The following is a 25952-nucleotide window of genomic DNA, read 5'->3' as shown; positions in this document are numbered from 1 at the left end:
TGCGACGGATGCGTAGGATTCTAAATAATTCCGAGCACTGTTTTCACTAAGTTCTGGGCATAGCGCTGGGTGGAAAAGTCCTGGGCGCGACGCTGGGCCGCCTCGCCAAGCTCCCGAGCCATTACGGGATCATCAAGGAGCGAGACCGCCGCGCTTGCGAGGGCCGGGGCATCGTCGAAGGGCGTGAGGAGCCCATGAACACCGGGGGTGATGATCTCGGTCGGCCCGCCCTCGTTGGCGGCGATCACCGGCTTTCCCAGGGCCATCGCCTCCACGATGACGATCCCAAAGGGCTCACGCTGCGACGCGTGGACAAAGATATCAAAGGCCTGCATCCAGAGCGGAACCTCGCGCTGGAAGCCGGCCATCTGCACAGAGTTTTCCAGCCCCAGCTGCTGGATCTGGTGCTTGAGCTGGCCCTCGTACTCCGGCTCAAAGGCGTGCTGGCCTCCGACAATCACCGCGAGGGCGTTGGGATGGCGCTCCAGAATCTTCGGCATGGCTCCAATGAGCGTGTGCATTCCCTTCCAGTGCTGGAGCCGCCCCACAATCCCAATCACCGGGCGGTCCAGTGGCAGGCCAAGCTGGGTACGTGCCTCCGCGACCGTCGGGAGAGCCGTGGTGTCGAAGCGATTGAGCTCCGCACCGGGATAGACAAGGTGCACCGTGGCCGAACCTGCGAGCTTCTTCTGTGCCTCGAAGCCATCTTTGCAGAGCGTGAGGATAAAGCGGGCGGGAATGCGGGCCGCGACCTTATCGATCCCGCCGGGGTTGCGCGGGACATCGAGCTGGTACCACGCCGCGGGGATACCGGCGAGCCGTGCGGCCGGCCCCCCGTAGAGATGGGCTGTCCCCATCCAGCCCAGGATCAGGTCGGCCTTCTCGCGGCGGGCGACCCGGGCGATCTTCTGAGCGGTGAGGAGGAGCTTGTGCACCTCGCGCATGCGCCCCGCCTCGAAGACATCGACTCCGACACCTAGGGCACGGATCATCTCCGGCATCTCGCCCTCTTCGAGGAAGACGACATGCCAGCGAATGCCGAGGCCACGTCCCTCGCGCACCAGGTGCAGGAGCATCTGCTCGCCGCCACCGCGTGCATTGCCCAGCGGCATCACCAGGACGACAGTCTTGCTCATAGCCCGCCCTGACGTCGCGCAAGGATCGCGACCCACTCTCCCTCCGTCGCCACCGACAAGACCGTCAACCCGAGCGCGCTCAGCCCCGCTTTCACATCGTCGGTGCGGCTCTCGATGATGCCGGAGACAATGAGCAGGCCACCGGGTTTCGTGGCCGCGACCAGCTCCTCGGCCATGCCGAGGATCACATCGGGGAGGATATTGGCCACGACAATCTCAAACTCGCCGGGAGGTGGCAGGGTCGCCTCCACAGCCTCCACTCTTCCCTCCATCTGGTTACGCTCGATATTCTCCCGCGCAATTCGCACAGCCAGCGGGTCGATATCGGTACAGATCGCCTTCTGTGCTCCCAGCAGCACCGCCGCGATCCCCAGAATCCCCGAGCCCGTCCCTACATCCGCGACCGTCTCGCCGCCCGTGACATGGCTCTCCAGCGCCCGCAGGCAGAGCCGAGTCGTCGCGTGCAGACCGGTTCCAAACGCCATGCCGGGGTCCATCTCCACCACCAAATCGCCTGGCTCGGGAGCGAACTCCTCCCAGCTGGGCTTGATGATAATGTGCTCCCCAATCCGCTGGGGCTTGAAGTACTGCTTCCAGGCGTTGGCCCAGTCCTCTTCCTGCACAAAGCGGATCGTCACCTCGCGCCCCGCCGCCTCGCGTAGCGCCAAGAGCGAGCCCTCCAAGCGCTCGTCCACGGGCAGGTAGCCCCGCACCGCGCTGGAGTCGCCGCTCCAGCCCTGACAGCCCGCAATCTCGGTGAGCAGCGCCGCATAGTGCTCCTGCTCATCGCCCACCACCGCAATCTCAATCTCTGCCCAGCGCATTAGTTGGTAAATAACCCTTCTGGTGTAGGCGCTGTAAGAACCCGCTCCAGCACCCCGTTTAGCTCCGTGTCGCTCGTCATGCCAAGAATCCGCTGCTGGATAGGCTCCGAGAGGCTCCCAAAACGCAGCGTGGCGAGCCGCAGCACAGCGGCCTTCAAGCCTTCCTGTACCCCCTGCTCCCGTCCCTGCACAAGTCCTTGCTCAAGCCCTTGTTCAAGTCCCTTTTCCAAACCCCAGCGTTCAAAGATCGTTGTCATTTCTGATACCTCTGGTTCTTGATCTGTTTGTTGTTGTAGTTCCATCTGCTCCTCTTTTGTGAGAGGAAGTCCAAGCTCCACCACACTCGCGGCGAGCGCCTGCTGGGCGGGATTCAGTGGCAACGCCACTAACCGTCGTAGTACCCGAAGCCAGCGCACGACCTTGCGCGTCTCGGTTGAGCGCATCCAAGCCGAGAGCACGGCCCCCAAAGGATTGGGCTTGGCCTCGTAGTCCTGTGCTTCCAAGTCGGGGAGCCCCACGGCAAGGTAGTGAAAGGTAAGTATATCCAGGCCAAAGAGCGATTCCCGAACTGTCTCCACCACCAATCCACCCGCTCCAGGAGAAAGATACAGCACGATGGGCAGGATCGGTAGCGAATAGCGGCGGCGCAGAAGAAAATAATAGTCGCGCATTCGCTCTGGAAAGCTAACGGGGCGGCGGCGGCTCTCGATCTCAACGTGTACTAGGATGAGCTCCGGTGTCCCCTCGTGGGTCTTTACCTCGGTAACAATATCGGCTTCGTGTTGCTCGCCACGTGGGAAGTCGGTGAAGGTCTCCTTGTCGAGAAATCGTAGGGTGCTCCAGTCAAGCTGTGCCGCAATCTGTGGATAAAACAGCTCGATAAAGTCAGGGAAGAACTCCTTCAAAAGCTCTTTAAAAACCTGATCTTTTTGTCCCGCCATCAGCCTATTCTACCGCAGGCACTCTCAATCGCAGTAGAGCTGGATTGCCTCCAGGCGATTCGCACGAAACGAGACGATGACTGCCTCAGGGGGACAGATGAGGGACTGAAAGCCCTCCTCCACCCGCTGGTGAAGCTGGGCACAGCCACTCCCGTCTGGCCCAAGCGGAACCTGGCTCTCGTGCACCCAAGGCTTCAGGCGAGCCACGACTTCAGCGCGTGGCGTGCCAGGCTTGAGGCTCTCCACAGCGGTCACCAAGGGAAGCCACGGTGCCGAGACGCGGGTGATGAGAAGCGTGCAGAGCCAGAAGAGGGCGTTGAAGGCGATCAAGGCACGCTGGCGAAAGGCCACCCACCCCACGCAGAAGGTGAGCAGGAGCCCAAGCAAGAGCTGGGTCTGGGTGAAGGCCGCGCAAAAGGCAGCCCCGACACCAATCAGCAGCATCCCACCGGCAAAGACGCCACAGACCACACGCGTGACCGTGGCTAGAATTGCTTTATTAGACAAACTCTCCCCCTAGTCCCAGACCACGTACCAGTGGTCTACTAGCTTATACCCCGACGGCCACGAGCGGCGAAACTGCCCCGTTTTCCATTCTTCCGCATCTTCTAGGTAGACCAGGACATCGTGCTTTACGGGAAAGCCTCCGCCCCACAAGAAAAGAATCTCAACCTTGCCTGGCTGGTCTTCGTCCACCCGAATCCCCGAGCCGCGCCAGAACGACAGATCATAGGGCTGTTTCTTCCGAACCGCGTCCACCACGTTTTGACACTGCGGTAGGATCGAAAGAAAGTAGCGCTCGCGCTGGTCGTGGCCCAAGCGCCCTGCAAAGACGAGTCCAAAGAGCCCAATCGCCAGCGGGGCGAGGAGCGCAGGGGAAATTTCTCTTCGTTTCCAGCGACGGACAAGAGAGACCACCGCGAACAGAAAGTAGCACACCAGCGCGGGAAAGAGCAGCATGAGCCAGAGCTGAAGAACAACTCCCGGCTGGAAGCCAAACAAAAACATCACGATGGTATAGCCCACGGTAACGACATAGGCGAGAACGAATTTGCTTACCTGGCGCGGGGTCATGCAGGCTTTGTTCGTGATTGGTAGGTACAATCCCTTTCTAATGCAGTACCAAACTCCCGGTGACGAGCTCGTCGCCCTGCTCGATGCACCGCTCACCCCTCTCTCAACGCTCTCACCGGACCGCTCGCACCTGCTCCTCATTGGCTACGAGGCCTATCCGCCCATCGCCGATCTGGCTCGTCCCTACGAGAAGCTGGCGGGGGTGCGCTTTGACCCGACTCGCCCGGGGACGCAGCGGCACACACGCTACTCCACCCTGACTCTCCTGAGCACGGCAGATGGTAGCGAGCGCACGGTGACGGGAGTGCCCGCGGGGACAATTCCGGGGAGCCCGGTCTGGAGCGACGACGGCAGCCGCTTTGCGCTGTTTCTGGAGCGTGAGGGCGGCGGACTTGGGCTGGGAATCGGGACAGTCTCGACCGCGACGGTAACGGTCGTCCCTGAACTCGCGCTGACGGACATGCTCTCCGCGCCGATCCAGTGGATCGATAACGACACGCTTCTGCTCACGCTTGTAGCGGACTTGGGCGAGATGCCTCAGCCATTGGCCGCACCCGAGGGGCCGATTGTCCAGGAGGCGAGCGGCAAGCAGACCCGCGCCGCCACCTACCAGGACCTGCTCACCAGCCCCCACGACGAGGCGCTGTTCACCTACCTCACGACGGTTCAGCTCGCAACCTACTCGCTTAGCACCGCCAACGTGGAGCTGGTTGGGGAGCCGGTGCTCGCCACCAGCGCCCGGCCCTCGCCCGATGGCCGCTTCCTTCTGGTCACACGCCTCGTGCCGCCGTTCTCCTACCGCGTCCCCTACAATCTCTTCGCCCGCCGCGTGGAGGTCTGGGACGCCACAACAGGAGCGATCCTGCACACAATCGCCGACCTACCGATCTCCGACGAGGTGCCACAGCAGGGCGTCCCCACCGGCCCCCGTGGGATCGGCTGGCAGCCCAACCTCCCGGCGACCCTGCGCTGGGTGGAGGCGCTCGATGGCGGCAACCCGCTCGCCAAAGTCGAACACCGTGACCGCGTAATGACCGCCACTATACTGCCCCCGAAGGCATCGCCCCCGTTGGAGGGGGGCGTCTTGCTGTCGTCGCAGGCTCCGACACAAAGGCCTTCGGCCATCCCAAATATGGCCGAAGGCCTTCATGTCGCGCAGCGACAGCAAGACGCTCCCGTTCATGAGAGCGAGCTAAATGGGAGTGAGTCGTTCCGCCTGACGCATCGGTTTGCGGGGTGGGAGTGGCCCGACGATCCCGCCAAAGCCATCGTGACCGAGTACGACCGCGACCGGCGCTGGCGCACGACCTACTACTTCACGTGGGGAGCCTGGGAGGAGCGCACCACCCTCTTTGATCTCTCGGTCAACGATGCCTACGGCGACCCCGGAAGCTTTATCACGACCCAGAAGCCCACCGGAGAGCGTGTCCTCGATACCCGCAACGGCAAGGTCTTTCTGGCGGGGCGCGGCGCTACCCCCGACGGTGACCGGCCGTTCTTGGATTCGTTCGACCTCGAGACTGGGGAGAAAGAGCGGCTCTTCCAGTGCGGGGACACGGGCTTTGAGAGCTTCCTCGCCTTTATCGGAGACAAGCTGCTCACCAGCCGCCAGAGCCGCACGGAGCCGACGAACTTCTTTGTGGACGGGGTCGCGCTGACCCACTTTACCGATCCTCACCCCGCAGTCACGGGCCTGCACAAAGAGCTTGTGCGCTACCAGCGCCCCGATGGTGTGCCGCTCTCGGGGACGCTCTACCTACCGCCGAATATCGCGCCCGACTCGCGCCCCAACCTGCCGCTCTTGCTCTGGGCCTACCCGGAGGAGTACAGCGATGCGGCCACGGCGGGGCAGGTGCGCGGCTCGGACAAGACCTTCACACGGCTCATGGGAACGAGCCCACTCTGGTTCCTGCTGCGCGGCTGGGCAGTCTTGATGGATGCATCGATGCCCATTGTCGGCGACCCCGAGACCATGAACGATACGTTTGCGGAGCAGATTGTCGGAGCGGCGAAGGCTGCCATCGACACCCTCGCTGAGCGTGGGATCGCCGATCCGGGCAGGGTCGTGGTCGGGGGGCACAGCTACGGTGCCTTCATGACCGCCAACCTGCTCGCCCATGCACCGGGACTGTTTCGTGCCGGGATCGCCCGCTCCGGAGCCTACAACCGCACCCTCACGCCCTTTGGGTTCCAGAGCGAGCGCCGCTCGTACTGGGAGGCCGCCGAGACCTACCACCGCCTCTCGCCGTTTACGCACGCGGATAAGCTCAAGGACCCCCTTCTCTTGATCCACGGCCAAGCCGACAACAACCCCGGGACCCACACGGTGCAGTCCGAGCGGTTCTACCAGGCGCTCCAAGCCCACGGCGCGACCGCGCGCCTCGTGCTGCTCCCCCACGAGAGCCACGGCTACCGCGCCCGCGAGAGCGTCCTGCACACCCTCTGGGAGATGCTCACCTGGGCGGAGCGCTTCGCCGGGCCAATCGGGTAAACTGACTGCCGTGAAAGCTGTAGCCCTGATTCCCGCGCGTCTGGCGGCGACGCGCCTCCCCGATAAGCCGCTCGCTCTGATCGCGGGGAAGCCGATGATCCAGCATGTCTGGGAGCGCGCCCGGAGCGCGTCGAAGATCGACGAGGTCTTTATCGCGACCCCGGACCAGGCCATCGCCGATGCCGTCCGCGCCTTTGGCGGCAGTGTCCTCATGACCCGCGCCGACCACCAGACCGGCACGGACCGGCTCGCGGAGGCGGCGCAGCAGCTCGCGCCCGATGTCAAGGTGATTGTCAATGTGCAGGGCGACGAGCCCCTGATCGACCCGGAGATCATCGATGCCGCCGCGGAGCCGCTTCTTGCCGACGACGGCCTCACGATGTCGAGCCTCTGCTGCCCGCTGCCGACGGGCCGGGAGGACGATCCCAATGTGGTGAAAGTGGTGCTGACGCAGGCGGGCTACGCGCTCTACTTCTCCCGCTCGCCGCTGCCGTATCGCCGCAATGCCGATGCGCCGGGCTACCAGCCGCTCCAGCACATCGGGCTCTATGCCTACCGGCGGGACTTTCTAGAGACCTTCCCCACCCTGCCTCGGACGCCGCTGGAGCAGATCGAGTCCCTGGAGCAGCTCCGCGCACTGGAGCACGGCTACCGTATCAAGATGGTCTTCACCGACCGTGTCCCTGAGTCGGTGGATACCCCCGACGACCTGGAGCGCGTCCGCGCGCTATTTGCAAACTAAGGAATCCCCAACACCATGATCACCACCCTCACCGTCACGCTTCTTCTCTTGACTGCGCAACCACCCGTCACGCCCTACCCTACCGGCGATGCACTCACCAAGCAGGCCTACCACCTGGCCTCTGCCAAGTCCGTCCCAACGCCAAAGGTAACCGTGGACACGACAGTCGCGCCCGATCTTGCCGAGTGGGGCAAGCATGCGGGCGAGCTGATGGAGCAGTGGTACCCGGTTGTCTGGAACCTGCTGGGAACACAGGACGCCAAGCCGATGAGCGCGATCAAGGTGACCTTCCAGCTCAAGCAAGACGCCCCCGCCTACGCCACGGGCGGCGGGATCTTTGTGAGTGTGCCTTGGGTGCGCGCCCACCCCGACGACTTTGGGATGATGATCCACGAGATGACCCACCTGGTGCAAGCCTACCCCGGTAGCCGCAACACCCCCGGCTGGCTGGTTGAGGGGATCGCCGACTACATCCGCTGGTGGCGCTACGAGCCCGAGGCACCGCGTCCCAAGATCACGGAGAAGAACAAGTACACCGATGCCTACCGGGTGACGGCCTACTTCCTCGCCTACCTCACCCACAAGTACGACCACGGCCTCGTGCAGAAGCTCGACAAGGCCATGAAGACCCGCGCCTACAGCGACAGCCTCTTCGAGACCTCCACCGGCAAGAAGCTCGACGACCTCTGGGCCGAGTTTGTGGCCTACCAGACGCGGTAGAAGCCATCCCCGGATAACGTAGGCCCGGACAGATTTGCCCGGCCAACGAGTGTCCGGGCTTAAGAGGGCGACGGCTGCCTTCGCAGCCAACCGAGTACCAGACGCAGCCACCAAAATCTGTTGGGCACGGAGGTGCCCGTAGCCCTCTTAAGCCGGAACCCTTGTGGTTCCGGCCAGACTCGTTCCTCGGGAAAAATAGCTCTAGCTCTGGCCTATCCGTTTCTGGCACTCGGCAAGAATCTCTTCGGCTTGGTCGGGGGGGACGACGAGCGCCAGGCGGAGGAAGCCTTTTTTGCGGGTCACCCGGAGCCAGGTGTAGGTGTAGTTCCGCTCGATCCGGACCCGCTTGATCTCGTCCCAGGCCAGGTTGACCGTGCGGGTTCCAAACGCGTTTTGGTAGGCCAAGCCATTCTCGGTGAGCGTAAGGTACTGGGTGCCCTTGCGGTAGAGCCCGACACAGACAATCGCCAAACAGCTACTGAAGACACTCAGCAACGAGGCCATGGGCTTACCTGTATCGAGCTTCCAGAACAGGACGGCCAGGGTCGCGTTGAGGAGCAGAGCAAAGAAGTTTGCCCAGAGAACAAAGCGCGTTTGTTTCCGCTGCTGAGGGTTCAGCCGCACGACATAGACCTGCTCAAGAGGCTGTTGTGTTTGTTGCATCGGGTAGACTGACACCGCTATGACCCGAAAAGTTGCTATTTCCGATGCCGTCGCCGTGGGTGGCGGCCTGCCCTTTGCCCTGATCGCGGGGCCGTGTGTGATCGAGAGCGAGAGCCTCTGCCGTGAGATCGCCCAGAGCGTCAAAGCCACCTGCGAGGCCCTAGGAATCGCCTATGTCTTCAAGGCGAGCTTCGATAAAGCCAACCGGACATCGGGGGCGGCGTTTCGTGGACAGGGGCCGGTGAAGGGGCTGGAGATCCTCGCGGGGATTCGCCAGGACTTTGGGATGCCCGTCCTCACCGATGTCCATGAGCCCGACCACTGCAAGCTGGCGGCAGAGTATGTCGATATTCTTCAGATTCCTGCGTTTCTCTCGCGCCAGACCGATCTGTTGGTGGCGGCGGGCGAGACGGGCAAGGCGATCAATGTCAAGAAGGGCCAGTTCATGGCGCCGCTGGACATTGTCAATGCGGTCAAGAAGATCGAGGCCACGGGCAACGAGCGCATCTTGGTGTGCGAGCGGGGGGTTAGCTTTGGCTACAACACCCTGATCGTGGACTTCCGCAGCCTGCCGCAGATGGCGACCGCGACAAACTGCCCCGTGGTCTTCGATGCGACCCACTCGGTGCAGCAGCCGGGCGGACTTGGCACCGCATCGGGGGGGACGCGGGAGTTCGTGCCGCACCTCGCCCGCGCCGCCGCTGCGGTTGGGGTCGATGCCTTCTTCCTCGAAGTCCACCCCGAGCCCGAGAAAGCCCTCTCCGATGCCGCGACCATGCTCCCCCTCGCCAGCCTAGCAGGCCTACTGGAGACGCTCCAAGCAATCGAGCGCGCCGTGAAGCAGTAGCCCCACACAATCCGTTGGCTACGAAGGTAGCCGTCGCCCTCTCAAGCCCGGACACTCGTTGGCCGGGCTTCTGCGTTGTCCGGGCCTACATTATCCGGGGATGGAATCTGTCATAGTGCCTATTGATTAGGACAGTCCCAATATGCTACGATAGGGTATGGATCAATCACTCACCTCCCACGCCGGGCTTCTCGCCTGGGTGGAGCAAAGCGCGCACCTCTGCAAACCGGAGCGGGTTCACTGGTGCACGGGCTCCGACGACGAAGCTCAGTGGCTTATCGCGACCATGGTCGCCGCCAAGGACTTAATCCCCTTCAATAACGACGACTGGCCCAACTGCTACCTGCACCGCTCGAATCCCAACGATGTGGCGCGTGTGGAAGACCGGACCTTTATCTGCTCGCAGAGCAAGGAGGACGCCGGCCCGACCAATAACTGGATGGCCCCCGACGAGGCCAAAAAGCTGCTCTATGGGCTCTTCGAGGGCTGCATGGAAGGCCGGACGATGTATGTCGTGCCCTACCAGATGGGGCCGGTGGGCTCGCCGTTCTCGAAAGTGGGCGTCGAGATCACCGACAGTGCCTATGTGGCCCTCTCGATGCGGATCATGACGCGCATGGGGACGGTGGCGCTGGAGACACTGGGCACCGATGGCGCTTTTGTCCCGGGCCTGCACTCCACCGCGGAGCTCGACCCGGAGAAGCGCTACATCTGCCACTTCCCCGAGGAGCGGCTGATTCTCTCGATCAACTCGGGCTACGGTGGCAATGCGCTGCTCGGGAAGAAGTGCTTCGCGCTCCGTATCGCCTCCGCGATCGCCCGCGACGAAGGCTGGCTGGCGGAGCACATGCTGATCCTGGAGCTGGAAGACCCGCAAGGCGAGAAGCTCTACTTCACCGGCGCGTTTCCGTCGGCGTGTGGCAAGACCAACCTGGCAATGCTGGAGTCGATTCTTCCTGGATGGACGGTTCGCACGGTCGGTGATGATATCGCGTGGCTACGGATCGGCGACGATGGCCGGCTCTGGGCGGTGAACCCGGAGGCGGGCTTCTTTGGAGTCGCCCCCGGCACGAGCGAGAAGACCAACCCGTCGGCGATGGAGACGATTCGCTCCAACACGCTCTTCACCAATGTCGCCCGCACCGACGGCGGCCGACCGTGGTGGGAGGGAATGGGCCCCGCATCGAAGTGGATGACCGACTGGCGCGGCAACCACCGCCCCGGCCAGGACCTCGAAGGCGGCAAGTTCGCCCAGCCCAACTCGCGCTTCACCGCTCCCGCCAAGCAGTGCCCGACCATCTCCCCGCACTGGGAAGACCCACAGGGCGTCCCGATCAGCGGGATTCTCTTCGGCGGCCGCCGCAACGACACGATGCCATTGGTTTTAGAGGCCAACTCCTGGGAGCACGGCGTCTTTCTAGGCGCGACCATGGCGTCCCAGACCACGGCGGCGGCGGGCGGCGCACAAGGCGTCCTACGCCGCGACCCGATGGCGATGCTCCCCTTCTGCGGCTACCACATGGGCGACTACTTCGCGCACTGGCTGGAGCTGGGCAAGCGCATCCCGAACCCGCCCAAGATCTTCCATGTCAACTGGTTCCAGAAAGACGATGACGGTGTCTTCCTCTGGCCCGGCTACGGCGAGAACCTGCGCCCCCTGCTCTGGATGCGCGAGCGGATTCTGGGCGAGGGCAAAGCCATCGAAACTCCCATCGGCACTGTCCCCACGCCCGATGCCCTGAACCTAGACGGCCTCTCCCTGGCCGACGGTGTCATGGAGCGCCTCTTGGAGGTCAACCACGACCGCTGGGCGCAGGAGTGCGATGCTATCGCTGAGCACTTCGAAAAATTCGGCGACAAGCTCCCCACTGCACTCAGCGACGAGCTCGCCGCGCTCCGAAAACGCGTCGGGTAGAGCGTTATGTTGAGCAAGCGGTGGTGGCTTGAGCTCGGCTGCGTCGTGGGAATAATCTCCCTCTCCGGAGCCCTGCTCTTCCCAAAGTACTATGATGCCGTGGTCGTCAAGCATAACCGCTTGCCTCCGATTCCGCCACCAAAAGGTAGACCTCTCTACTCCCTCAAGGATGCTGGGGAAGGCGACGATGGCTGGCTCGATGCACAGGGCAAGGTCATCGCAAAGACTTTTCGGCGCCTTGCCTGGCACGAGGAAGGTGCCACTCTAGTTGAAGTCGGTCAGGGGAAGTCAGAGCGCTGGGAAGTCACCTGGCGCGGCAAGACCTACGACCTGGGCAACCGATGGCAACAAGACCTCCGCAATCCCGTGGCCAATGCCAAAGGACAGCTTGCCTTGACCGTTTTCGGGCGCCCGCTACTCTGGTTTGAGGGCAAGTGGACACCCCTGCTCCCCGGCGATCAACGAGGCACCGTCACGGGCCTCAACGCACAGGGACAGGCCGTGGGCGTTGTCGCGCGACAAGCCTATCTTTGGAGTGGCACAACGGGAAAGCCACTGCTCAACCGCCCCTCGACAGCCGCAGCGATCAACGACCGCGGCGACATTATCGGAGCTCTCGGGGAAAGCCATGCAACGGGCTACTTTTGGCAAAAAGGCACCGTCAAGGAGTTCACTGCCCCCCTCTATTCAGGAGAAATCGCGTACCTGAACCCCGTCGCGCTCAATGAACGTGCGGACGTCGTCGGCAATGCGGGCCTCGTTCCCCCAACGGACGCCAAGCACCAAAGCACTGCGCCTTGGAGCTCGCCTTTTGTCTGGCAGCAGGGACGAACCACGCTTCTGGAGGGGCGTATCGAGCAACAAGGCAAGTGGGTCCTTGATGCAGCCCTGGCAATCAATGACCGTGGCGAGATTCTTGTTCGCGGTCATGAGCAAGGAAAAACCTATCCCTCCCATCTGCTCCTCCTAACCCCACGGGTTGGGATAGCTCCCTAAAAGCGCCTCACTCCTCGAACACGGTACACTCAGACCGTGCCGACCTATAAGACCGCCGCCCTTGTCCTGCGCCGAATCCCCCTCGGGGAGAAGGATAAGATCGTCACGCTGTTCTCCCGTGACAAGGGGAAGCTACGCGCGGTTGCCAAGGGGGCGCGCAAGCCGACCTCCAAGCTCGCCGGGGCTACCGAGCCGCTGGTGCTCCTGCGGGCTTCCATTGCGGAAGGGAGCAGCCTAGATGTGCTCTCCGAGGCGGAGGTGCGAGAGTCGTTCCCCAAGCTCAAGGCGGACTACGGGCTAATCTTGCGGGCGTCGTATGCCTGCGAGCTGCTGGAGAAAGTGATGGAGGAGCGCGACCCGCACCCCGAGAGCTTCGACCTGCTCCTCTCCACTCTCTACATTCTCCAGCGTGCCGCCCAGCCCGACACCGCGCTCCACGCCTACGAGCTCCAGCTCCTCGCCCAGATCGGCTACGAGCCCCAGCTCTCGGCGTGCATCCGCTGTGACAACCCGTTTGACACCGATTACCCCCCGGTCGGCTACTCGCCCTCGCGCGGCGGAGCACTCTGCATCCCCTGCACCGAGTTTCTGCACGCCGAGGCCATGCCCTGCAACGCCACGACTATATTGCTTTTGGAGCGCCTCACCCTCCTCACCGATGCCAAGTCCCTCGCGGCCCTAGAGCTCCCCACCGAGGCCCTCACCGAGATCAACCGCATCCTCCGCGCCCACCTGCGCTACCGGGTCGAGCGGGAGATCAAGTCCCTCGGAATGCTCGATGCCCACCGACTGGGAGAATCGCAACCGGAGAAAGTCGCGAATGTTCCTTGAAGATCAGACTGACTGGAGTGCTTACCCAGCCCCTGAGTGGAGCTCTCCAAGCCTTGTCCCACAGCTCCTGAAAGAGATTCGAGATCTAAAGGGTAATGGTAGCTTTAGTAGTGCGTCACTCCCCGAACGGTTTCGAAATGCGGTTGGTAATGATCATGGCGGCACTGTCTTTCCCATTGCCCTCCCGGCCATCACGTGTCTTATAAGCCTTCTTATTCAAACAGAGAACCCCTTCACGCAAAAATGCATCCTCGGTCTTTTTTTGGACTTACCCTGCTTTTTTGTCGAAACGGAGATACTCACTTTGCCCACTGGGCAACAGGTCGAGCTGGAGACAGCTATCACAAGCGAGTTTAGATCCGCGATCCCAAGAATCCAAGACCTCCAGAACAGCAATCATCCAAACGTTTCTGAGCTCGCCCATGCGGTCCTCAGCGTATTGGCAGAGCGGGAAGAAGCCCCTAGATAGAAAGAAACTCTGGCCCTTTCGGAGTAAGCCGGAAGCGCTTGGCGCGGACGTGGCTGCCCTCGCCCTCGGTGTAGTAGACGACCAAGATGCTGCCGTCGTTGAGCTCCACAGTAGACGGGTAGGCACCGATGACATTGTCGATCTCGAGGGGCCCTTCCCAGGTGCGGGCATCGTCGCGGCTGACGTGGAGCGCGGTGTTGGGGAGCCGGTGGGTGAGGAGAATCTCTCCCGTTTTGAGCCGGGTGAAGTGCGGGGCGTGGCCCTTGAAGCCGCTGTCGCAGGCGGGGCCCCAGCTCTTGCCGCTATCGTGGCTCGTGGCGAAGTGGAGGTTGATCTTGCTAGAGCGTAGGGCTGCGAGGAGGACACCGTCACGGAGACGGATCACGTCGGTCTCGGCGTCCAGCGGGAGTTTCTGGCTCTCGGCGATGGGGATCGGTGCGCTCCACGTGCGCCCGGAGTCGGTGGAGCGGATCACGCCGCCGTACTCGTTGCCCGCGCCGCCGAAGAAGTAGAGCCCCAGCAGGCAGGTCTTGTCGGGGAGCTGGCGCACGGGCGCAGAGACATACCAGCCGGGCGGCGCGACAACCTTGGCCTCTTTCTCCCAGGTCTTGCCGCCGTCGGTGGAGCGAATCAGCTGCGTCCCGACCCCATCGTAGGGACGCCCCCCCGTCCCCGGCTTGAGCGAGAAGAACGAGCACACCAGGGAGCCGTCCTTGAGCTGCGCGACATGCGGATCCCGGTTGTCGAGGGCATCGTCGAAGATCGTCACCGGAGCGCTCCAGGTCTTGCCCTCGTCGCGGCTCCGAACGGCACAGATGCGTCCTCCTTGCGGCCACCCCTTGCCCGAGTCCGGGAGTGAGACATGGCCATAGCCCGCATAGAAGACGCAGTAGAGCTCACCGTTTCGCAGGCGACATAGATCGGGAAACGCCTGGTACGGTCCGGCATCACCGCCGCGTGAGAGAATCAGGAACGGGTTCATAAAACGACTCCCTGCCGCCGGTTGGAAACCGGCGTCTGCAGTGACCTCCGGCCACAAAGCCCGTGCCGGGCTGGAAAATTCGCTCGGTAGCCCGGCACGGGCTTTGCGGCGGAGGAACGACGCCATTGCAGACGCCAATTTCCAATCGGCGATTACAGGGTAATGACGTTGGGTTTCCAGTCAAGCTTTTGGAGCATCGCGAGGTACTCCTCGGACTGCATCTCCTTGCCGCCATTGATCGCCACCAGCATCGCCTCCATCACGTTGGTGCCAAACGAGCGGCCGTCGAAGATCGGAGTCGTGGTGATGAGCTGCTTGACGCCGCGCTCCTTGAGCTCCTTCTGGTTCTCCTCGGTGGTCGTGTTGGTCAGGATGGTCTTCCCCTTGAGATCGTCGGGCATGTGGCGGCGGATGTAGAGGAAGTCCCCCGCGATCACGTCGGCCCAGGCGTACCACTTGCCCCACTTGGGGACGATATGGTTCTGCTTGTCGCCGGTCGGGTAGAGCATGGAGAGCGGCATCTGCACGACAATGGGCAGCAGTGTCCGGGCCACGACCTTAAAGACCTTGGGATTGGTGATACCGACTGGCAGATCGAGGCCGAACATCAGATCCCCGAAGCAGATCTGCCCGCCGCAGGCGATCAGCGCCTCGCTCATGCCAAAGCGGTCCACGGCGGAGACTATCAGAGTTTTCTTATTCTTGAAGTCCACGACATTGTTTGCTTGCAACCACTCCACAGCGGCGCGCTCCAGCGTGTTCTTCAGCCCCGAGCCGTCGAGAACGGGGGTCTTTTTTGCGCCTGCGAGCAGCTTTCGGGAGACCGCGAACTCATAGCGCTTGCCCTCGCTCCAGAGGTAGCGGTCCATCCCCCCGTAGCCAATCGCATCGACCGTTCCATCCAGCTCCGCGAGGCGCTCCACGAATTTTTTCTCGTCGCCATCGACACCCTGGCGGCTAATCTCGAAGGTCTCGCCGAAAAACTCCGCCGTGACCGTCTTATCGCGCTTGGACGAGCCCAAGGAGAGGGAAATAACACGCTTCATGCGGACACTATACCAAAGCTTTTTGGTACACTGGACATACCATGAATATTTCCGTCCTCCTTCTCTCCCTACTGACAGCGCCGCCGCAGACCGTCCCGGCAACCGCGCTCAAGCCCGCACCCAAGGCGGCGGTTGCCAGTAACCTTCCCGCTGCCCCGCCGCTGCTCAAGGCCGGCGACTCGGTCCCGGACTTCACGGTCGATGCGCCGGGCGGCGTGAAGAAAGTCGCGTTCAGTGCGCTCCGGGGGAAAGTCGTGGTGCTGGACTTCTGGGCGACCTGGTGCGGCCCCTGCAAGGCATCGTTTCCCCACTTGGAGGAGGTCTGGAAGCGCTTAAAGACCCGCGACGATGCCACCGTACTGGCGCTGTGCACGTCGGATGAGCGCGAGAAGTTTGAGAAGTGGGTGACCGAGTACAAGGACAAGTACACCTTCCCCTACGGCTACGATCCCGCGGGCCGCGACAACGCCACCAAGCTCTCGCGCAATCTCTTTGGAGTGACGGGCATCCCCACGACCTTTGTGATCGGGAAGGACGGCAAGGTAGTGGATGCGATCGTCGGCTACAGCACCGGCGACCACCGCCTGGAGGCCGCGCTCAAGAAAGCGGGGATTGAGATCGAAAATGTCGGAGGGGAGGCACCGCCGCCCGCGGCACCGCGGCCCGTCGATCCCAACGCGCCCAAGCGGCCGTCGGTCCCGATGCGTGCTATCAACATGCCGGGAATGGTCACGGCCAACCTGACACTCGATCCCGTAGCGTTCTCGGAGACCTACAAGGGCAAGCTGGGAATCAAGTACTCCCCGACTCCCGTGGCACTGAGCGCCGAGAAGCCCGCAAGTCTTGTCAAAGAGCCAACCTACAGCGCAACGCCCCGTTACGGCACCTTTACCCTGGGCAATGGCCCCAAGTCGCAGATTGCCTTAGTCGTTGCCGGCGACAAGCTCTATGTCGATGACAACAACAACGGGGACCTCACCGACGATGCCCCGCCCGCGACCTGGCCGAGCGAGCGGACGCGTAGTGTCCGCGCCTCTTATGGGACCGCAACCCGTGAGGTCTCCACCAGCAACTATCCGGTCATGCTCTACGGAAGCGGGGAGCGGGTCTTTGTCGGACGCGTGGCGGCGACGGTCGGGGAGGTGACGCTTGGTGAGAAGAAGGTCAAGGCACTGCTTGCCGACACCAACGGCGATGGGGTCTACACTCCCACCCCCACCTCACCGGTCTACCTCGTGCTCGATCTGAAGGGGACGGGCAAGCTAGACTTCTCCTGCCCGACATTTGATATCTCCAAGCCCGTGGAGCTCGAGGGCAAGCTCTACCGGGTTATCGCGACGCCCGATGGCACGCGCATCACGCTCATACCCAGCAACGACACCCCGGCGGCCAAAGCGCCTGCAGCCCCCACACTCCTCAAGGTCGGCGACACCGCCCCTAATAGCCAATTCCAAGCCCCCGACGGCTCGACCGTGAGCCTTGCCTCTCTCAAGGGGAAAGTAGTGGTCTTGGACTTCTGGGCGACCTGGTGTGGCCCGTGTCTCGCATCGTTCCCGCACCTCGAGAAAGTCTGGAGCGGGCTCAAGAGCCGCAGCGATGTCACGGTGCTGGCTGCCAATGTCTTTGACGAGAAGGCCAAGTACGATACCTGGCGCGCCGAGACCAAGTACACCTTCCCGCTCGTCCTCGATCCCGCCGGCCGCGATAGCGCCAAGAGTATCGCCCGCAACCAGTTTGGGGTCACGGGAATCCCGACCACGTTTGTGATCGGCAAAGACGGCAAGATCGCCGCGGTGATTGTTGGAAACGGCGGCCCAAGCGACCACCGCCTGGAAGACGCGCTCAAAGCGGCGGGAATCGAGTAGAATAGCAGTCATGTTCTTTCACGCTGTTTATTTCTACCCCCGCGAGGATGCTCAGCCCGGCGATGCCGAGGCTCTGGCAGAAGGCTGCCGCACGCTCGCTTCAATCCCGGGGCTGACGTTTTTCTCGGTCGGGCATGCGGCGGGGACGCCGCGCGAGGTCGTGGACAATAGCTACGCGGTCGCGTTGCTGACCGCCTTTGCCGATACCGCCGGACACGATGTGTACCAGGACCACCCGGTTCACCTCGCGTTTATCGCCGCCAACAAGCACCTCTGGAGCCGCGTCCAGGTCTACGACTCGATTGTCGAGTAGCGCCGCGCCCCGGGTCTTTGCGCTGGCAGACACCCACCTCGGTTTCGGGGTGAATAAGACCATGCACCGCTTCGGCAGTGAGTGGTGGCATCACCCCGAGAAGATTCTCAAGCGCGCCTGGCAGACCCTCAGCGACGACGACATTCTGCTGCTGCCGGGTGATCTCTCCTGGGCGACCAAGCCGCGTCAAGCGACTCCCGACCTGGAGTTTCTGACCAAGCTCCCCGGCACCAAGGTCTGTATCAAGGGCAACCATGACTACTGGTGGGAGTCCGACAAGCGCCTGCACTTCCCCGGCCTGCTCGACCCACCCCAGCGCTTTGGGGACCTTGGGATCGCCGGCACGCGCGGGTGGGACCTCAGCGACGAGCGCATTCTAGGGCGAGAGCGCAAGCGCCTGGAGAAGAGCCTCGCCGCCATCGCCGATGCCCCGGTCAAGATCGCGCTACTCCACTACCCCCCCCAGCCCTTTCTGGATATCCTCAGCGCCGCCAACGTAACTGTCTGTGTCTACGGCCATGTCCACCTGCGCTCCTTCCCCGAGGACGAAGCCCTGGTCTGTCATGGTGAGGTGCTTGCGGGGGTGCAGTGCTTCTGTGTTGCCTGTGACCGCATCCACTTCACCCCCATCGAGCTCCTAGCCGAACGGATACCGCTCCCCGTTTAGAACCGTCCCTGCCAGAAGCCGCCGTAGCGCAATCGTATCGGTTGTCGAGTCGGGCTGGAGCTCGGCTAAGACGCTCGCGGTTGTGGCCGGATCAGCGTGGCAGCGGGTGAGGACCAGCGACGCTAGCGCGAGGGCGGCGGTCTGGGACTCATGGAGGTAGAGCGCGGTGCAGAGGCGCGCGTTCTCTTGCGGCGTCCCCTTGAGTTTCTCCGTGCGCAGCGCGGCGCTCTCGTAGCAGTAGGCAGCGGAGATGATATCCGAGACCGCCCCCAGTGCCTCTTGCTCCTCGGCCAGGGCCGCGCCGAATGTCTCCACAAGAAGCTGGAGGAGCTGGAGCCCCGCCCGCTTGAGGCCGCAGGTCGAGAGCTGCGCGGAGAGGTCGAGTCGGCCCTGCTTGGCCCGGCGCAGGAGCGTGTTGACAATGATCGGGCGGACAATCTCATTGGCCCCCTCCCCGATCCGCAGGAGACGCTGGTCCCGCCACGCCCGCGCGACCGGGAACTCCTCCGTGTAGCCGTAGCCCCCATGGATCTGGATGGCTTCGTCGGTGGCCCACGAGTACAGCTCACTGCCGACTACCTTCACGATAGAGCACTCAATCGCATACTCCTCCGCGGCGTGGTGGTAGCGCTGCGGAGCATCGTCGGCGGTAGGGTCGATCCCCTCAAACACCGAGTCCAGCGCCCCTGCAAGCCGATAGACCGCCGACTCCAGGGCAAAGAGCCGTGCACAGATCGAGCCGAGCTTGGCCTGGATCATCCCAAAGCTCCCCAGGGTGCGGTTGAACTGCTTGCGCTGGTTGGCGTAGGTCGCGCACACGGCGAGGGTCTCCTTGATCCCGCCCACCGCGCCTGCCTCGAGCTTGAAGCGGCCCATGTTTAGCGCACAGAACGCGGCATAGTGCCCCTTCCCCACCTCGCCCACGAGGTTCTCTACGGGAATCTGAACATTCTCCAAGATCAGGCGGCGGGTGGAGGTCCCCTTCATCCCGAGCTTGTGCTCCTCCTTGCCGTAGGAGAGCCCGGGGGTTCCCGCCTCCACCATGAAGCAGGAGAACTTCTCGCCGTCCACTTTCGCAAAGACCGTAAAGAGCTGCGCAAAGGCCGTGTTGGTGATCCACATCTTGCCGCCGTTGAGCACCCAGTGCTGGCCGTCGGGGCTGAGCTCCGCGCGGGTCTGTGCGCCCAGTGCATCGGAGCCCGAGCCGGCCTCGCTCAGCCCAAAGCTGCCGATCCACTCCCCGCTGGCGAGCTTGGGAAGGTACTTGGCCTTGAGGGCATGGCTCCCAAAGTACTGGAGCGGGAGGGTCGCGATCACGGTGTGCGCCTCGTGCGAGAGGGCAAACGACTGCTGCCAGTTGAGCTTCTCCGCGATCAGGGCACCCGTGCAGTTGTCGATCCCAAAGCCACCGTAGGCCACAGGGACCTCCGCACCGAGCAGTCCCAGGTCGCCGGCTTGGTGCATGAGCTCCGCCATGAGCTCGATATCGTGTGCCTCGATCCGCTCGACATGCGGCAAGACCGCCTTCTTGAGAAACTCCTCCGCGGTTCGTCCCATGAGCCGTGCCTCCGAGCTAAGGCCCTCGGGCGTAAAAATCGCGTTTGCGCTCTCATCGCGCTGTAAAAACTCTCCACCGAGCATTACTTACTCCTATTTCTAACCTCTCCCCTACCCCTCTCCCGGACGCTCATTCTTCGCTGGGAAAGGGGATTCGGACTGTACGGCTCCCCTCTCTTCCCCAACGAGGGACGAGTGCCTGGGGGAGGGAGGGGCTGGGGGAGGGAGAGGTCTCAGCCCCCGTACCATCAGCTCCGCCACATCCACGACCTCAGGGGGGCTCTCACCGCCCACTGCAGCCACGGAATCGGAGACCATGACCTTGCAGAACGGACAGCCCACCGCGACTGTTGTGGCTCCTGTGGCGATCAGCTCCTCGGCGCGATTGCGGCCTGGACGCTGGATCGGGGGCTCCTCCATCCACATCCTCCCCCCACCCGCCCCGCAACAAAATGTCTTCTCTTTCGTGCGCTCCGGCTCCAGCATCGGAAGCGGAAGCGCAGCCTTTAGGGATTTTCGTGGTGCCTCGGTCTCCCCATTGACCCGTGCGAGAAAACACGGATCGTGGTAGGTCACCGAGCCCTCGCCCTGTGGATCAAGCTTAAGGCGCCCACTCTCTATGAGCTCGCTAAGAAGCTGCGTGTGGTGCAGCACTTCGTAGTGGCCCCCGAGCTGCCCGTACTCGTTTTTAAGCGTGTGCAGGCAGTGCGGGCACTGCGTGACAATGCGCTTGGCCCCGATCCCATCAAGCGTCGCGATATTGGCCTCGGCGAGCTGCTGGAAGAGAAACTCATCGCCCAGCCGGCGTGCGGCATCTCCTGTGCAGCGCTCCTTGGGACCAAGCACGGTGAACTTTACGCCCGCCGCGTGAAGAAGCTGTGCAATGGCCTGGACCGTGTTTTGTGCGCGCGGCTCAAACGCCCCCGAGCAGCCCACCCAGAACAGCACCTCACGGTTATCGTCTTTACTGGCTCGCTCAATGGGAGGCTCGATATTCTTTGCCCAGTCCAGCCGCTGAGAGGCGGGCAGGCCCCACGGGTTCTCACGGCTCCCCAGCTGGCGGAGCATCCCCGCCCCCGAGCCCGTCAGCCGGCCGTCGGCCACCCGAGAGCGCCGGACACCGTCGATCAGGTCTACGTGGCGGATCAGCGCGGGGCACTCCTGGACACAGGCATGGCAGTTCGTACAGGCCCAGAGCGCTTCGTCGGTGATGAAGTCCAGCGGAACACTCTTCTCCCCATTGGCGTGGCGACGGATATCCAGAACAATCAGCTTCGGGTTGAGCTCTTTTCCCACCGCATGGGCCGGGCAGACATCGGTGCAGCGCCCACACTCCATACAGCCATCGAGGCTCAGTCGCTGCCAGAAGTCTAGGTCACCGAGCGTCGCAAGCCCGAGCGTTCCTGTCTCCTCCACCTCCGCCAGAGAGACCGGCGCAAGGACCCCCATCGGACGCTCGGGCTGGAGCGCGACGGTCGCCGGGATCACAAAGAGATGGTAGCGGCGGCCGTAGGGCAGGGCGGCGATCACCGCAAGCACCAGCACGATATGCCCCCACCAGATCAGGCTGTAGGTGCCCACCGAGAGCCCAACAAAGCCCTGGGCAACGGCAAGCCCCACAGGAGTGAACGCGGCAAAGCCCAGGCGAGCCGGGTCGGCGGCGATCCCTGCGCCTTCCAGCAGAAACCCCGTGATGGTCGCCGCAAGACAAAGCGTGAGAAAGCCGATATCGTAGGGGGAGCTTCCCAGGCTCGCGGGCTTAGTGACGAGGCGTCGCCAGAGCGCCACACACAAGGCCAGAGCAAGGCCGAGGCCGAAGAGGTCCAGCGCGGCCTTGACAAGCAGATAGAACGTGCCTTTGTAGAACCAGTGCTCCCCAAAAAGTAGCGCGCCGTAGTGCTCGATGGCGACAATCACGGTCCCGATAAAGAGCACCAAAAAGCCGTAGAAGATCCCCGCGTGCATCCCACCTGCCAGCCTGCGCCGCCGCACGCGCCGCTGGGCGAGTGTCTGATCAAGCACGTGCCGGAGCCGCTGGGGCCAGTCGGTGATCGGCGGCAGGGGCTTGCCCGCTCGCCAGACCTTGAGGCGGCGGAAGACTCCGTAGGTGCAGACGGCCAGTGCGACCAGTGCCAGCAGATAGAACGCTACCTGCTGGCTGGTTGAGATATGAAGGAGGATTTTTCGTGTCGGCATCGTCGCTGACTCTTCTAATTGTCTCTCTAGAGCTTGGCGATCAGCTCGGGGATTGCCTGGTGCAGGTCGGCGACCAGGCCGTAGTCGGCGACCTCGAAGATCGGGGCATCGGGGTCGGTGTTGATGGCGACAATGACCTTGGAGTCCTTCATCCCCGCGAGGTGCTGGATGCTCCCCGATATCCCGGCAGCGATATAGAGCTCCGGCGCGACCACCTTCCCGGTCTGCCCGACTTGCAGCTCATTGGGCGCGATCTCCGCATCCACAGCGGCGCGGGTCGCCCCCGCCGCCCCGCCCAGCTTGTCCGCAAGACCACCAATCAGCGCCTCAAAGGTCGCCGCGTCGCGCGTAGGCCGCCCGCCGGAGACCACAACCCGTGCCTGTGTCAGCTCGGGCCGCGTCTGCGCAGGAGCATCCAGGGAGAGCACGGTTGGCAGGGTAGGAGCGTCCCCCTTTACCAGCGCCACGGTTGGGGCGCTGTCGGAGGCGGGCGGGCCAAAGGCCGCCGTTCGGACCGAGTAGACCGCGCGGTCGTCGCGCGTTCGGACTCGGGCTAGGACATTGCCGGCGTACAGTGGGCGCGTGAGGGTCAGTCGCCCGTCGTGGCTCTCTACCGCTAGCACGTCGGAGAGCATGGGGAGGTCCAGGAGCCCGGCGGTGTAGGCGAGGATATCGCGCCCGAAGCTCGTTGCCGCGCCGGCGAGGCTCGTACAGCCAAGCGCTTGCATTGTCGCGACCAGGTCCCAGGGCGTGGCACCGTCGCCGGAGACCGTCACATAGTCCCCACCGGTCGCGGCGGCCCACTGCTGGGCGAAGGTCACGGCCTGGGGCACCTCCCCCAGTACAAGTAGTTTCATAGAACCTTAGCCTCGTCTTTCAGGGCAGCGACCAGTGCATCGACACTCGCCACCCTTCGTCCCGGCTTGCGCGCCGGCGGTGCCACAAGCTCCACAAGCTCAATCTCGGGCATGCTCGGCCAGCCCGACGGGCCACTGAGCTCCTCGGGAGCTGTACGTACGAGCGGCTTGCTGCGTGCCTTGAGGATGGCCGGGAGCGCGACATAGCGTGGCTCGTTGAGGCGCAGATCGGCGGTGATGACAGCGGGGAGCGCGACACGCACGGTCTCGCGTCCGGCATCCACCTCACGCACCACCCGCGCGGCAGACTCCCCTTCCAGCACAATCTCACTGGCAAACGAGGCGATGGGCCACTGAAGCTTCGCCGCGAGCATCTGCCCCGTCGTGCCGTAGTCGTCATCGATTGCCTGCTTGCCCATCAGCACCAGCCGAGCGCCCTCACCCTCGGCGACATGCTGGAGCAGACACGCCACTTGCCGGGGCTCCAGCGGGCCGTCGTGCTCGACCAAGATCGCGCGGTCGGCTCCCATGGCCAGCGCCGCGCGCAGGGTCGCCTCGCACTCGGGCACACCGATACTCACGGCGACAATCTCGAGCGCGGCACCGCCCTCGCGTAGCCGCACCGCCTCCTCCAGCGCGATCTCATCAAACGGGTTGATCACCCACTTGACATCGTCTAGGCAGACCGCTCCGCCGCTGACTTGAATCCGCTCGTAGGGGTCGGGGACACGCTTGACGGGCACAACGACGATCATTCGAGGCTCTCCACGTTGCGGGCGATGGTGCGCAGAAACTCCGCCGCCTCGACTCCGTGCACGAGGCGATGGTCGAAGGTCAGGACGATGTTGACGACTTGCTTGCCCCCTTGCTCAAACGGCGAGCCGATAAAGAGCACGGCGGCGGCCGGAGCGACCAAAACGGGTACCGCGTCGATGATCTCATACGGCCCCATGTAGGTCAGCAGGAGCTGGGTCGCCTCGGTCGCCTGGTCGCGGCCGTCACGGGCCAGCGCGATATTGCCCTTGGAAGCGGCGACAAAGTCCTCGAAGCTCAGGGAGTCCGCCGCACTGACTACGGCGACTACCAGCTCCCCGCTCGGACGCGCGACCGCGATTCCGAGGTTGACATGGGCGTGCTCGCGGATCACTTCCTCCCGGAGCAGGGTAGAGCGGAACTTCGGGTGCTCCGCCGTGGCCTTGGCGATGGCGTAGGCGACACAGTTAAACGCCGACGGCGGGTTCTCAGAGAGCTCTGCTTTTTTCTTGTCGGCGTAGGCGCGCACCGGTCCCCAGTCGAGCTGGCGCTTGGCAGTGGCGGGGATCACCTGCTCCGCGCTGCGCTTCAGCCGGTAGATAAAGGTCTTGTCCTGCGGTGAGACCGGCCGCTCCGTGTAGGCTGTCTCGGTCGGCGTGGCGGCCTTGAGATACGCATCGATATCGGCGGGCATCAGCTTCCCGCTCGCGGCGGGGATGGTGGCAAGCACGCTCTCGTCGATGCCTTTTTCCTTGGCGTAGGCACGGGTGCGGGGGGGAACCCACCCGCCTCGTTCCTCGGGAACTTCTGCCGGGGCCAGGGAGGGCTGGGATGGAGCCGCCGTGGGCTCTGGGGCGGCAACCGACACCTCCATCCGGCAGACAGGCGCGCCAATGGCCAGCGTATCGCCCTCAGCGGCGAGCCACTCCACCAGCACCCCCTCGTGCGGGCACTCGACATCCATCGTCGCCTTGTCTGTCTCCATGGAGTAGAACGGCTCGTCGCGCGTGATCCGCTCGCCGGGCTTCTTGAAAAACTCAACCAGGAGCACTTCCTGCAAGCCTTCGCCCATCTGTGGGACTAGGACATCAATTACCGACATCTAAAAAACTCCTCAAGTCCGCCTCGGAGACACCAGGCTCACCGGGCGCGACATTACTTAGTTTACCCAAGCGCATCCACTTTTCGAGCGTGTCCACTAGCTCAAACAGATGATCAAAACTAGCAACAATAAAGAGTAACGGCTGATAGTGATCAATCTCAAACCCCTGGTTAATTACCCATTCGAGCTGGAGTGGGTAGCGCTGCACGTGCGGCGAGACAATCGCGTGCTCAATCTCGCCACGAGAGCTGAGCAGCCCCGAGCCGTAGACCTTGAGCGCGTCGCCCTCGCGCATGAGCCCAAACTCAATCGTGAACCAGAAGAAGCGCGCCATCGCGCGGATGATGCTGGAGAGCTGCTGGACCTGCTGGTCTTTGTCCTTGATTCCCGCCGCCAGCTCCGCCGCCGTGTGGGCGCAGTCCCCAAAGCGCACGAGGGCATCGGCGAAGGCGGGATCGGTGTGCATGGGGACATGACCGGCGATGTCGTGGAAGATATCGGGCTCGGGGAGGTAGTCGAGGCGGTTGGCATCGCGGATCGTGATGGTGGTTGGGAAGGCGCGCTGGCGCAGGCAGTCGAAGAAGGCAAACGCCGGGACATACCCCGAGACCGGCCGCGCCACAAACCCCGTGCGCGGCGAGAGGAACTTATTCACGTCATCGAGGTCCGGCACCTGTCCCCGATCCAGGTGCAGCGACTCCAGGCCGCGGAGGAAGTGTCGGTTGGCAAAGCGCGCCCACGAGTCCTCCTGGCGCGCATAGAGCCGCCGCCAGGCCTCGTGGTTACTCTCACTGTAGAGCTCGTAGGGCTGCTGGATAAACCGCTGCCCCGCCTCCCGCGCCTGCTCGATAAACGGTGCCTCCCCCGTGGTGAGGCCTTCCCCCCCCTGCCCCCGTCCGACGGGGGGGAGAGAAGGAGTTTCCATTTTGTCCCCCCGCGGGGCGGGGGTTAGGGGGGGAGCATTT

Annotated in this window: 25 protein-coding genes; 11 read left to right on the top strand and 14 right to left on the bottom strand. The window is 63.4% G+C overall.

All coding sequences use genetic code 11. The features are described from left to right. Positions 1-20 precede the first annotated feature (20 nt). Genes HNQ39_RS26875 through HNQ39_RS26855 form a run of 5 tightly spaced genes read right to left on the bottom strand, consistent with a single transcriptional unit; the run spans position 21 to position 3975 of the window. Positions 21-1136, bottom strand: a complete 1116-nt coding sequence (locus HNQ39_RS26875) for a glycosyltransferase family 4 protein (RefSeq protein ID WP_221290373.1) — start codon at positions 1134-1136, stop codon at positions 21-23. After that, positions 1133-1960 (bottom strand): 50S ribosomal protein L11 methyltransferase, encoded by an 828-nt coding sequence (prmA, locus tag HNQ39_RS26870; protein WP_184203687.1) that lies wholly within the window; start codon positions 1958-1960, stop codon positions 1133-1135. Before prmA ends, HNQ39_RS26875 begins: the two co-directional genes overlap by 4 nt. Continuing rightward, complete coding sequence (locus tag HNQ39_RS26865; RefSeq protein WP_184203686.1) at positions 1960-2901, bottom strand: RpnC/YadD family protein; 942 nt, start codon at positions 2899-2901, stop codon at positions 1960-1962. The genes prmA and HNQ39_RS26865 overlap by 1 nt, the downstream gene beginning before the upstream one ends. 24 nt (positions 2902-2925) lie before the next feature. Next, positions 2926-3408, bottom strand: a complete 483-nt coding sequence (locus tag HNQ39_RS26860) for a hypothetical protein (RefSeq protein ID WP_184203685.1) — start codon at positions 3406-3408, stop codon at positions 2926-2928. Positions 3409-3417: 9 nt separating this feature from the next. Beyond that, positions 3418-3975 carry a hypothetical protein gene (locus HNQ39_RS26855; protein ID WP_184203684.1) on the bottom strand — a complete coding sequence of 186 codons (558 nt, stop codon included), beginning with the start codon at positions 3973-3975 and terminating at the stop codon, positions 3418-3420. A gap of 40 nt (positions 3976-4015) precedes the next feature. Between HNQ39_RS26855 and HNQ39_RS26850 the strand changes: the two genes are divergently transcribed. Genes HNQ39_RS26850 through HNQ39_RS26840 form a run of 3 tightly spaced genes read left to right on the top strand, consistent with a single transcriptional unit; the run spans position 4016 to position 7928 of the window. Further along, positions 4016-6466: an alpha/beta hydrolase family protein gene (locus HNQ39_RS26850; RefSeq protein WP_184203683.1), complete on the top strand. Its 2451-nt coding sequence runs from the start codon at positions 4016-4018 to the stop codon at positions 6464-6466. Between the two features lie 10 nt (positions 6467-6476). Further along, entirely contained in the window at positions 6477-7208 is a 732-nt protein-coding gene (gene kdsB / locus HNQ39_RS26845) for a 3-deoxy-manno-octulosonate cytidylyltransferase (RefSeq protein ID WP_184203682.1), read from the top strand. A 15-nt stretch (positions 7209-7223) separates the two neighbouring features. Then, a complete protein-coding gene (locus HNQ39_RS26840) occupies positions 7224-7928 on the top strand; it encodes a basic secretory protein-like protein (RefSeq protein ID WP_184203681.1) in 705 nt (234 codons plus the stop codon). A gap of 201 nt (positions 7929-8129) precedes the next feature. Here the strand turns inward: HNQ39_RS26840 and HNQ39_RS26835 are convergent, their stop codons facing one another. Next, positions 8130-8591, bottom strand: a complete 462-nt coding sequence (locus tag HNQ39_RS26835) for a PH domain-containing protein (protein WP_184203680.1) — start codon at positions 8589-8591, stop codon at positions 8130-8132. Positions 8592-8610: 19 nt separating this feature from the next. Here HNQ39_RS26835 and kdsA point away from each other — a divergent pair, with 19 nt between their 5' ends. The 5 genes from kdsA (at position 8611) to HNQ39_RS26810 (ending at position 13649) form a co-directional block, all read left to right on the top strand. Beyond that, positions 8611-9438, top strand: a complete 828-nt coding sequence (gene kdsA / locus HNQ39_RS26830; RefSeq protein WP_184203679.1) for a 3-deoxy-8-phosphooctulonate synthase — start codon at positions 8611-8613, stop codon at positions 9436-9438. Positions 9439-9595: 157 nt separating this feature from the next. Beyond that, the gene (locus tag HNQ39_RS26825) at positions 9596-11353 is read left to right on the top strand and encodes a phosphoenolpyruvate carboxykinase (GTP) (protein WP_184203678.1); all 1758 of its coding nucleotides are present in this window, start codon (positions 9596-9598) and stop codon (positions 11351-11353) included. A gap of 6 nt (positions 11354-11359) precedes the next feature. Then, the gene (locus HNQ39_RS26820; protein ID WP_184203677.1) at positions 11360-12349 is read left to right on the top strand and encodes a hypothetical protein; all 990 of its coding nucleotides are present in this window, start codon (positions 11360-11362) and stop codon (positions 12347-12349) included. Positions 12350-12385: 36 nt separating this feature from the next. Next, positions 12386-13180, top strand: a complete 795-nt coding sequence (gene recO, locus HNQ39_RS26815; protein ID WP_184203676.1) for a DNA repair protein RecO — start codon at positions 12386-12388, stop codon at positions 13178-13180. Further along, positions 13170-13649: a hypothetical protein gene (locus HNQ39_RS26810; RefSeq protein WP_184203675.1), complete on the top strand. Its 480-nt coding sequence runs from the start codon at positions 13170-13172 to the stop codon at positions 13647-13649. Before recO ends, HNQ39_RS26810 begins: the two co-directional genes overlap by 11 nt. On the opposite strand, the gene HNQ39_RS26805 is transcribed toward HNQ39_RS26810, so the two are convergent. Together HNQ39_RS26805 and HNQ39_RS26800 are read right to left on the bottom strand one after the other, a co-directional pair. Beyond that, the gene (locus HNQ39_RS26805) at positions 13642-14631 is read right to left on the bottom strand and encodes a sialidase family protein (protein WP_184203674.1); all 990 of its coding nucleotides are present in this window, start codon (positions 14629-14631) and stop codon (positions 13642-13644) included. The genes HNQ39_RS26810 and HNQ39_RS26805 overlap by 8 nt on opposite strands. Positions 14632-14783: 152 nt before the next feature. Beyond that, on the bottom strand, positions 14784-15677 hold the full coding sequence (locus HNQ39_RS26800) for a quinate 5-dehydrogenase (RefSeq protein ID WP_184203673.1): 894 nt from the start codon (positions 15675-15677) through the stop codon (positions 14784-14786). A 41-nt stretch (positions 15678-15718) separates the two neighbouring features. Between HNQ39_RS26800 and HNQ39_RS26795 the strand changes: the two genes are divergently transcribed. From HNQ39_RS26795 to HNQ39_RS26785, 3 genes are read left to right on the top strand one after another with little or no spacing between them, the layout of a single operon-like run. Beyond that, positions 15719-17542, top strand: a complete 1824-nt coding sequence (locus HNQ39_RS26795) for a TlpA family protein disulfide reductase (RefSeq protein ID WP_184203672.1) — start codon at positions 15719-15721, stop codon at positions 17540-17542. 10 nt (positions 17543-17552) lie between these two features. Beyond that, on the top strand, positions 17553-17855 hold the full coding sequence (locus HNQ39_RS26790) for a Dabb family protein (protein ID WP_184203671.1): 303 nt from the start codon (positions 17553-17555) through the stop codon (positions 17853-17855). Beyond that, positions 17845-18522 carry a metallophosphoesterase gene (locus HNQ39_RS26785; RefSeq protein WP_184203670.1) on the top strand — a complete coding sequence of 226 codons (678 nt, stop codon included), beginning with the start codon at positions 17845-17847 and terminating at the stop codon, positions 18520-18522. Before HNQ39_RS26790 ends, HNQ39_RS26785 begins: the two co-directional genes overlap by 11 nt. Here HNQ39_RS26785 and HNQ39_RS26780 read toward each other — a convergent pair. From HNQ39_RS26780 to HNQ39_RS26755, 6 genes are read right to left on the bottom strand one after another with little or no spacing between them, the layout of a single operon-like run. Further along, on the bottom strand, positions 18493-20163 hold the full coding sequence (locus HNQ39_RS26780; RefSeq protein ID WP_184203669.1) for an acyl-CoA dehydrogenase family protein: 1671 nt from the start codon (positions 20161-20163) through the stop codon (positions 18493-18495). The two genes, HNQ39_RS26785 and HNQ39_RS26780, sit on opposite strands and share 30 nt — an antisense overlap. A 27-nt stretch (positions 20164-20190) precedes the next feature. Then, positions 20191-22275 (bottom strand): (Fe-S)-binding protein, encoded by a 2085-nt coding sequence (locus HNQ39_RS26775; RefSeq protein WP_184203668.1) that lies wholly within the window; start codon positions 22273-22275, stop codon positions 20191-20193. A gap of 26 nt (positions 22276-22301) precedes the next feature. Further along, complete coding sequence (locus HNQ39_RS26770) at positions 22302-23132, bottom strand: electron transfer flavoprotein subunit alpha/FixB family protein (RefSeq protein WP_184203667.1); 831 nt, start codon at positions 23130-23132, stop codon at positions 22302-22304. Then, positions 23129-23887: an electron transfer flavoprotein subunit beta/FixA family protein gene (locus tag HNQ39_RS26765; RefSeq protein ID WP_184203666.1), complete on the bottom strand. Its 759-nt coding sequence runs from the start codon at positions 23885-23887 to the stop codon at positions 23129-23131. The genes HNQ39_RS26770 and HNQ39_RS26765 overlap by 4 nt, the downstream gene beginning before the upstream one ends. Beyond that, the gene (locus tag HNQ39_RS26760; RefSeq protein WP_184203665.1) at positions 23884-24987 is read right to left on the bottom strand and encodes a 2-oxo acid dehydrogenase subunit E2; all 1104 of its coding nucleotides are present in this window, start codon (positions 24985-24987) and stop codon (positions 23884-23886) included. The genes HNQ39_RS26765 and HNQ39_RS26760 overlap by 4 nt, the downstream gene beginning before the upstream one ends. Beyond that, a complete protein-coding gene (locus HNQ39_RS26755) occupies positions 24974-25912 on the bottom strand; it encodes a phenylalanine 4-monooxygenase (protein ID WP_184203664.1) in 939 nt (312 codons plus the stop codon). The genes HNQ39_RS26760 and HNQ39_RS26755 overlap by 14 nt, the downstream gene beginning before the upstream one ends. Positions 25913-25952: the final 40 nt, after the last annotated feature.

The organism is Armatimonas rosea, from assembly GCF_014202505.1.
In the GTDB taxonomy this organism is placed as follows: Bacteria; Armatimonadota; Armatimonadia; order Armatimonadales; family Armatimonadaceae; genus Armatimonas; species Armatimonas rosea.
The sequence above is the reverse complement of the archived record's forward strand: the minus strand, read 5'-3'. Positions and strand labels throughout refer to the sequence as shown.

Excerpts from the sequence above, each read along its gene's own strand:
- HNQ39_RS26875 (WP_221290373.1), bottom strand. The coding sequence starts at position 1,136 with ATGAGCAAGACTGTCGTCCTGGTGATGCCGCTGGGCAATGCACGCGGT.
- prmA (WP_184203687.1), bottom strand. The coding sequence starts at position 1,960 with ATGCGCTGGGCAGAGATTGAGATTGCGGTGGTGGGCGATGAGCAGGAG.
- HNQ39_RS26865 (WP_184203686.1), bottom strand. The coding sequence starts at position 2,901 with ATGGCGGGACAAAAAGATCAGGTTTTTAAAGAGCTTTTGAAGGAGTTC.
- HNQ39_RS26855 (WP_184203684.1), bottom strand. The coding sequence starts at position 3,975 with ATGACCCCGCGCCAGGTAAGCAAATTCGTTCTCGCCTATGTCGTTACC.
- HNQ39_RS26850 (WP_184203683.1), top strand. The coding sequence starts at position 4,016 with ATGCAGTACCAAACTCCCGGTGACGAGCTCGTCGCCCTGCTCGATGCA.
- HNQ39_RS26840 (WP_184203681.1), top strand. The coding sequence starts at position 7,224 with ATGATCACCACCCTCACCGTCACGCTTCTTCTCTTGACTGCGCAACCA.
- HNQ39_RS26835 (WP_184203680.1), bottom strand. The coding sequence starts at position 8,591 with ATGCAACAAACACAACAGCCTCTTGAGCAGGTCTATGTCGTGCGGCTG.
- kdsA (WP_184203679.1), top strand. The coding sequence starts at position 8,611 with ATGACCCGAAAAGTTGCTATTTCCGATGCCGTCGCCGTGGGTGGCGGC.
- HNQ39_RS26825 (WP_184203678.1), top strand. The coding sequence starts at position 9,596 with ATGGATCAATCACTCACCTCCCACGCCGGGCTTCTCGCCTGGGTGGAG.
- HNQ39_RS26820 (WP_184203677.1), top strand. The coding sequence starts at position 11,360 with ATGTTGAGCAAGCGGTGGTGGCTTGAGCTCGGCTGCGTCGTGGGAATA.
- HNQ39_RS26810 (WP_184203675.1), top strand. The coding sequence starts at position 13,170 with ATGTTCCTTGAAGATCAGACTGACTGGAGTGCTTACCCAGCCCCTGAG.
- HNQ39_RS26805 (WP_184203674.1), bottom strand. The coding sequence starts at position 14,631 with ATGAACCCGTTCCTGATTCTCTCACGCGGCGGTGATGCCGGACCGTAC.
- HNQ39_RS26800 (WP_184203673.1), bottom strand. The coding sequence starts at position 15,677 with ATGAAGCGTGTTATTTCCCTCTCCTTGGGCTCGTCCAAGCGCGATAAG.
- HNQ39_RS26795 (WP_184203672.1), top strand. The coding sequence starts at position 15,719 with ATGAATATTTCCGTCCTCCTTCTCTCCCTACTGACAGCGCCGCCGCAG.
- HNQ39_RS26790 (WP_184203671.1), top strand. The coding sequence starts at position 17,553 with ATGTTCTTTCACGCTGTTTATTTCTACCCCCGCGAGGATGCTCAGCCC.
- HNQ39_RS26780 (WP_184203669.1), bottom strand. The coding sequence starts at position 20,163 with ATGCTCGGTGGAGAGTTTTTACAGCGCGATGAGAGCGCAAACGCGATT.
- HNQ39_RS26775 (WP_184203668.1), bottom strand. The coding sequence starts at position 22,275 with ATGCCGACACGAAAAATCCTCCTTCATATCTCAACCAGCCAGCAGGTA.
- HNQ39_RS26770 (WP_184203667.1), bottom strand. The coding sequence starts at position 23,132 with ATGAAACTACTTGTACTGGGGGAGGTGCCCCAGGCCGTGACCTTCGCC.
- HNQ39_RS26765 (WP_184203666.1), bottom strand. The coding sequence starts at position 23,887 with ATGATCGTCGTTGTGCCCGTCAAGCGTGTCCCCGACCCCTACGAGCGG.
- HNQ39_RS26760 (WP_184203665.1), bottom strand. The coding sequence starts at position 24,987 with ATGTCGGTAATTGATGTCCTAGTCCCACAGATGGGCGAAGGCTTGCAG.
- HNQ39_RS26755 (WP_184203664.1), bottom strand. The coding sequence starts at position 25,912 with ATGGAAACTCCTTCTCTCCCCCCCGTCGGACGGGGGCAGGGGGGGGAA.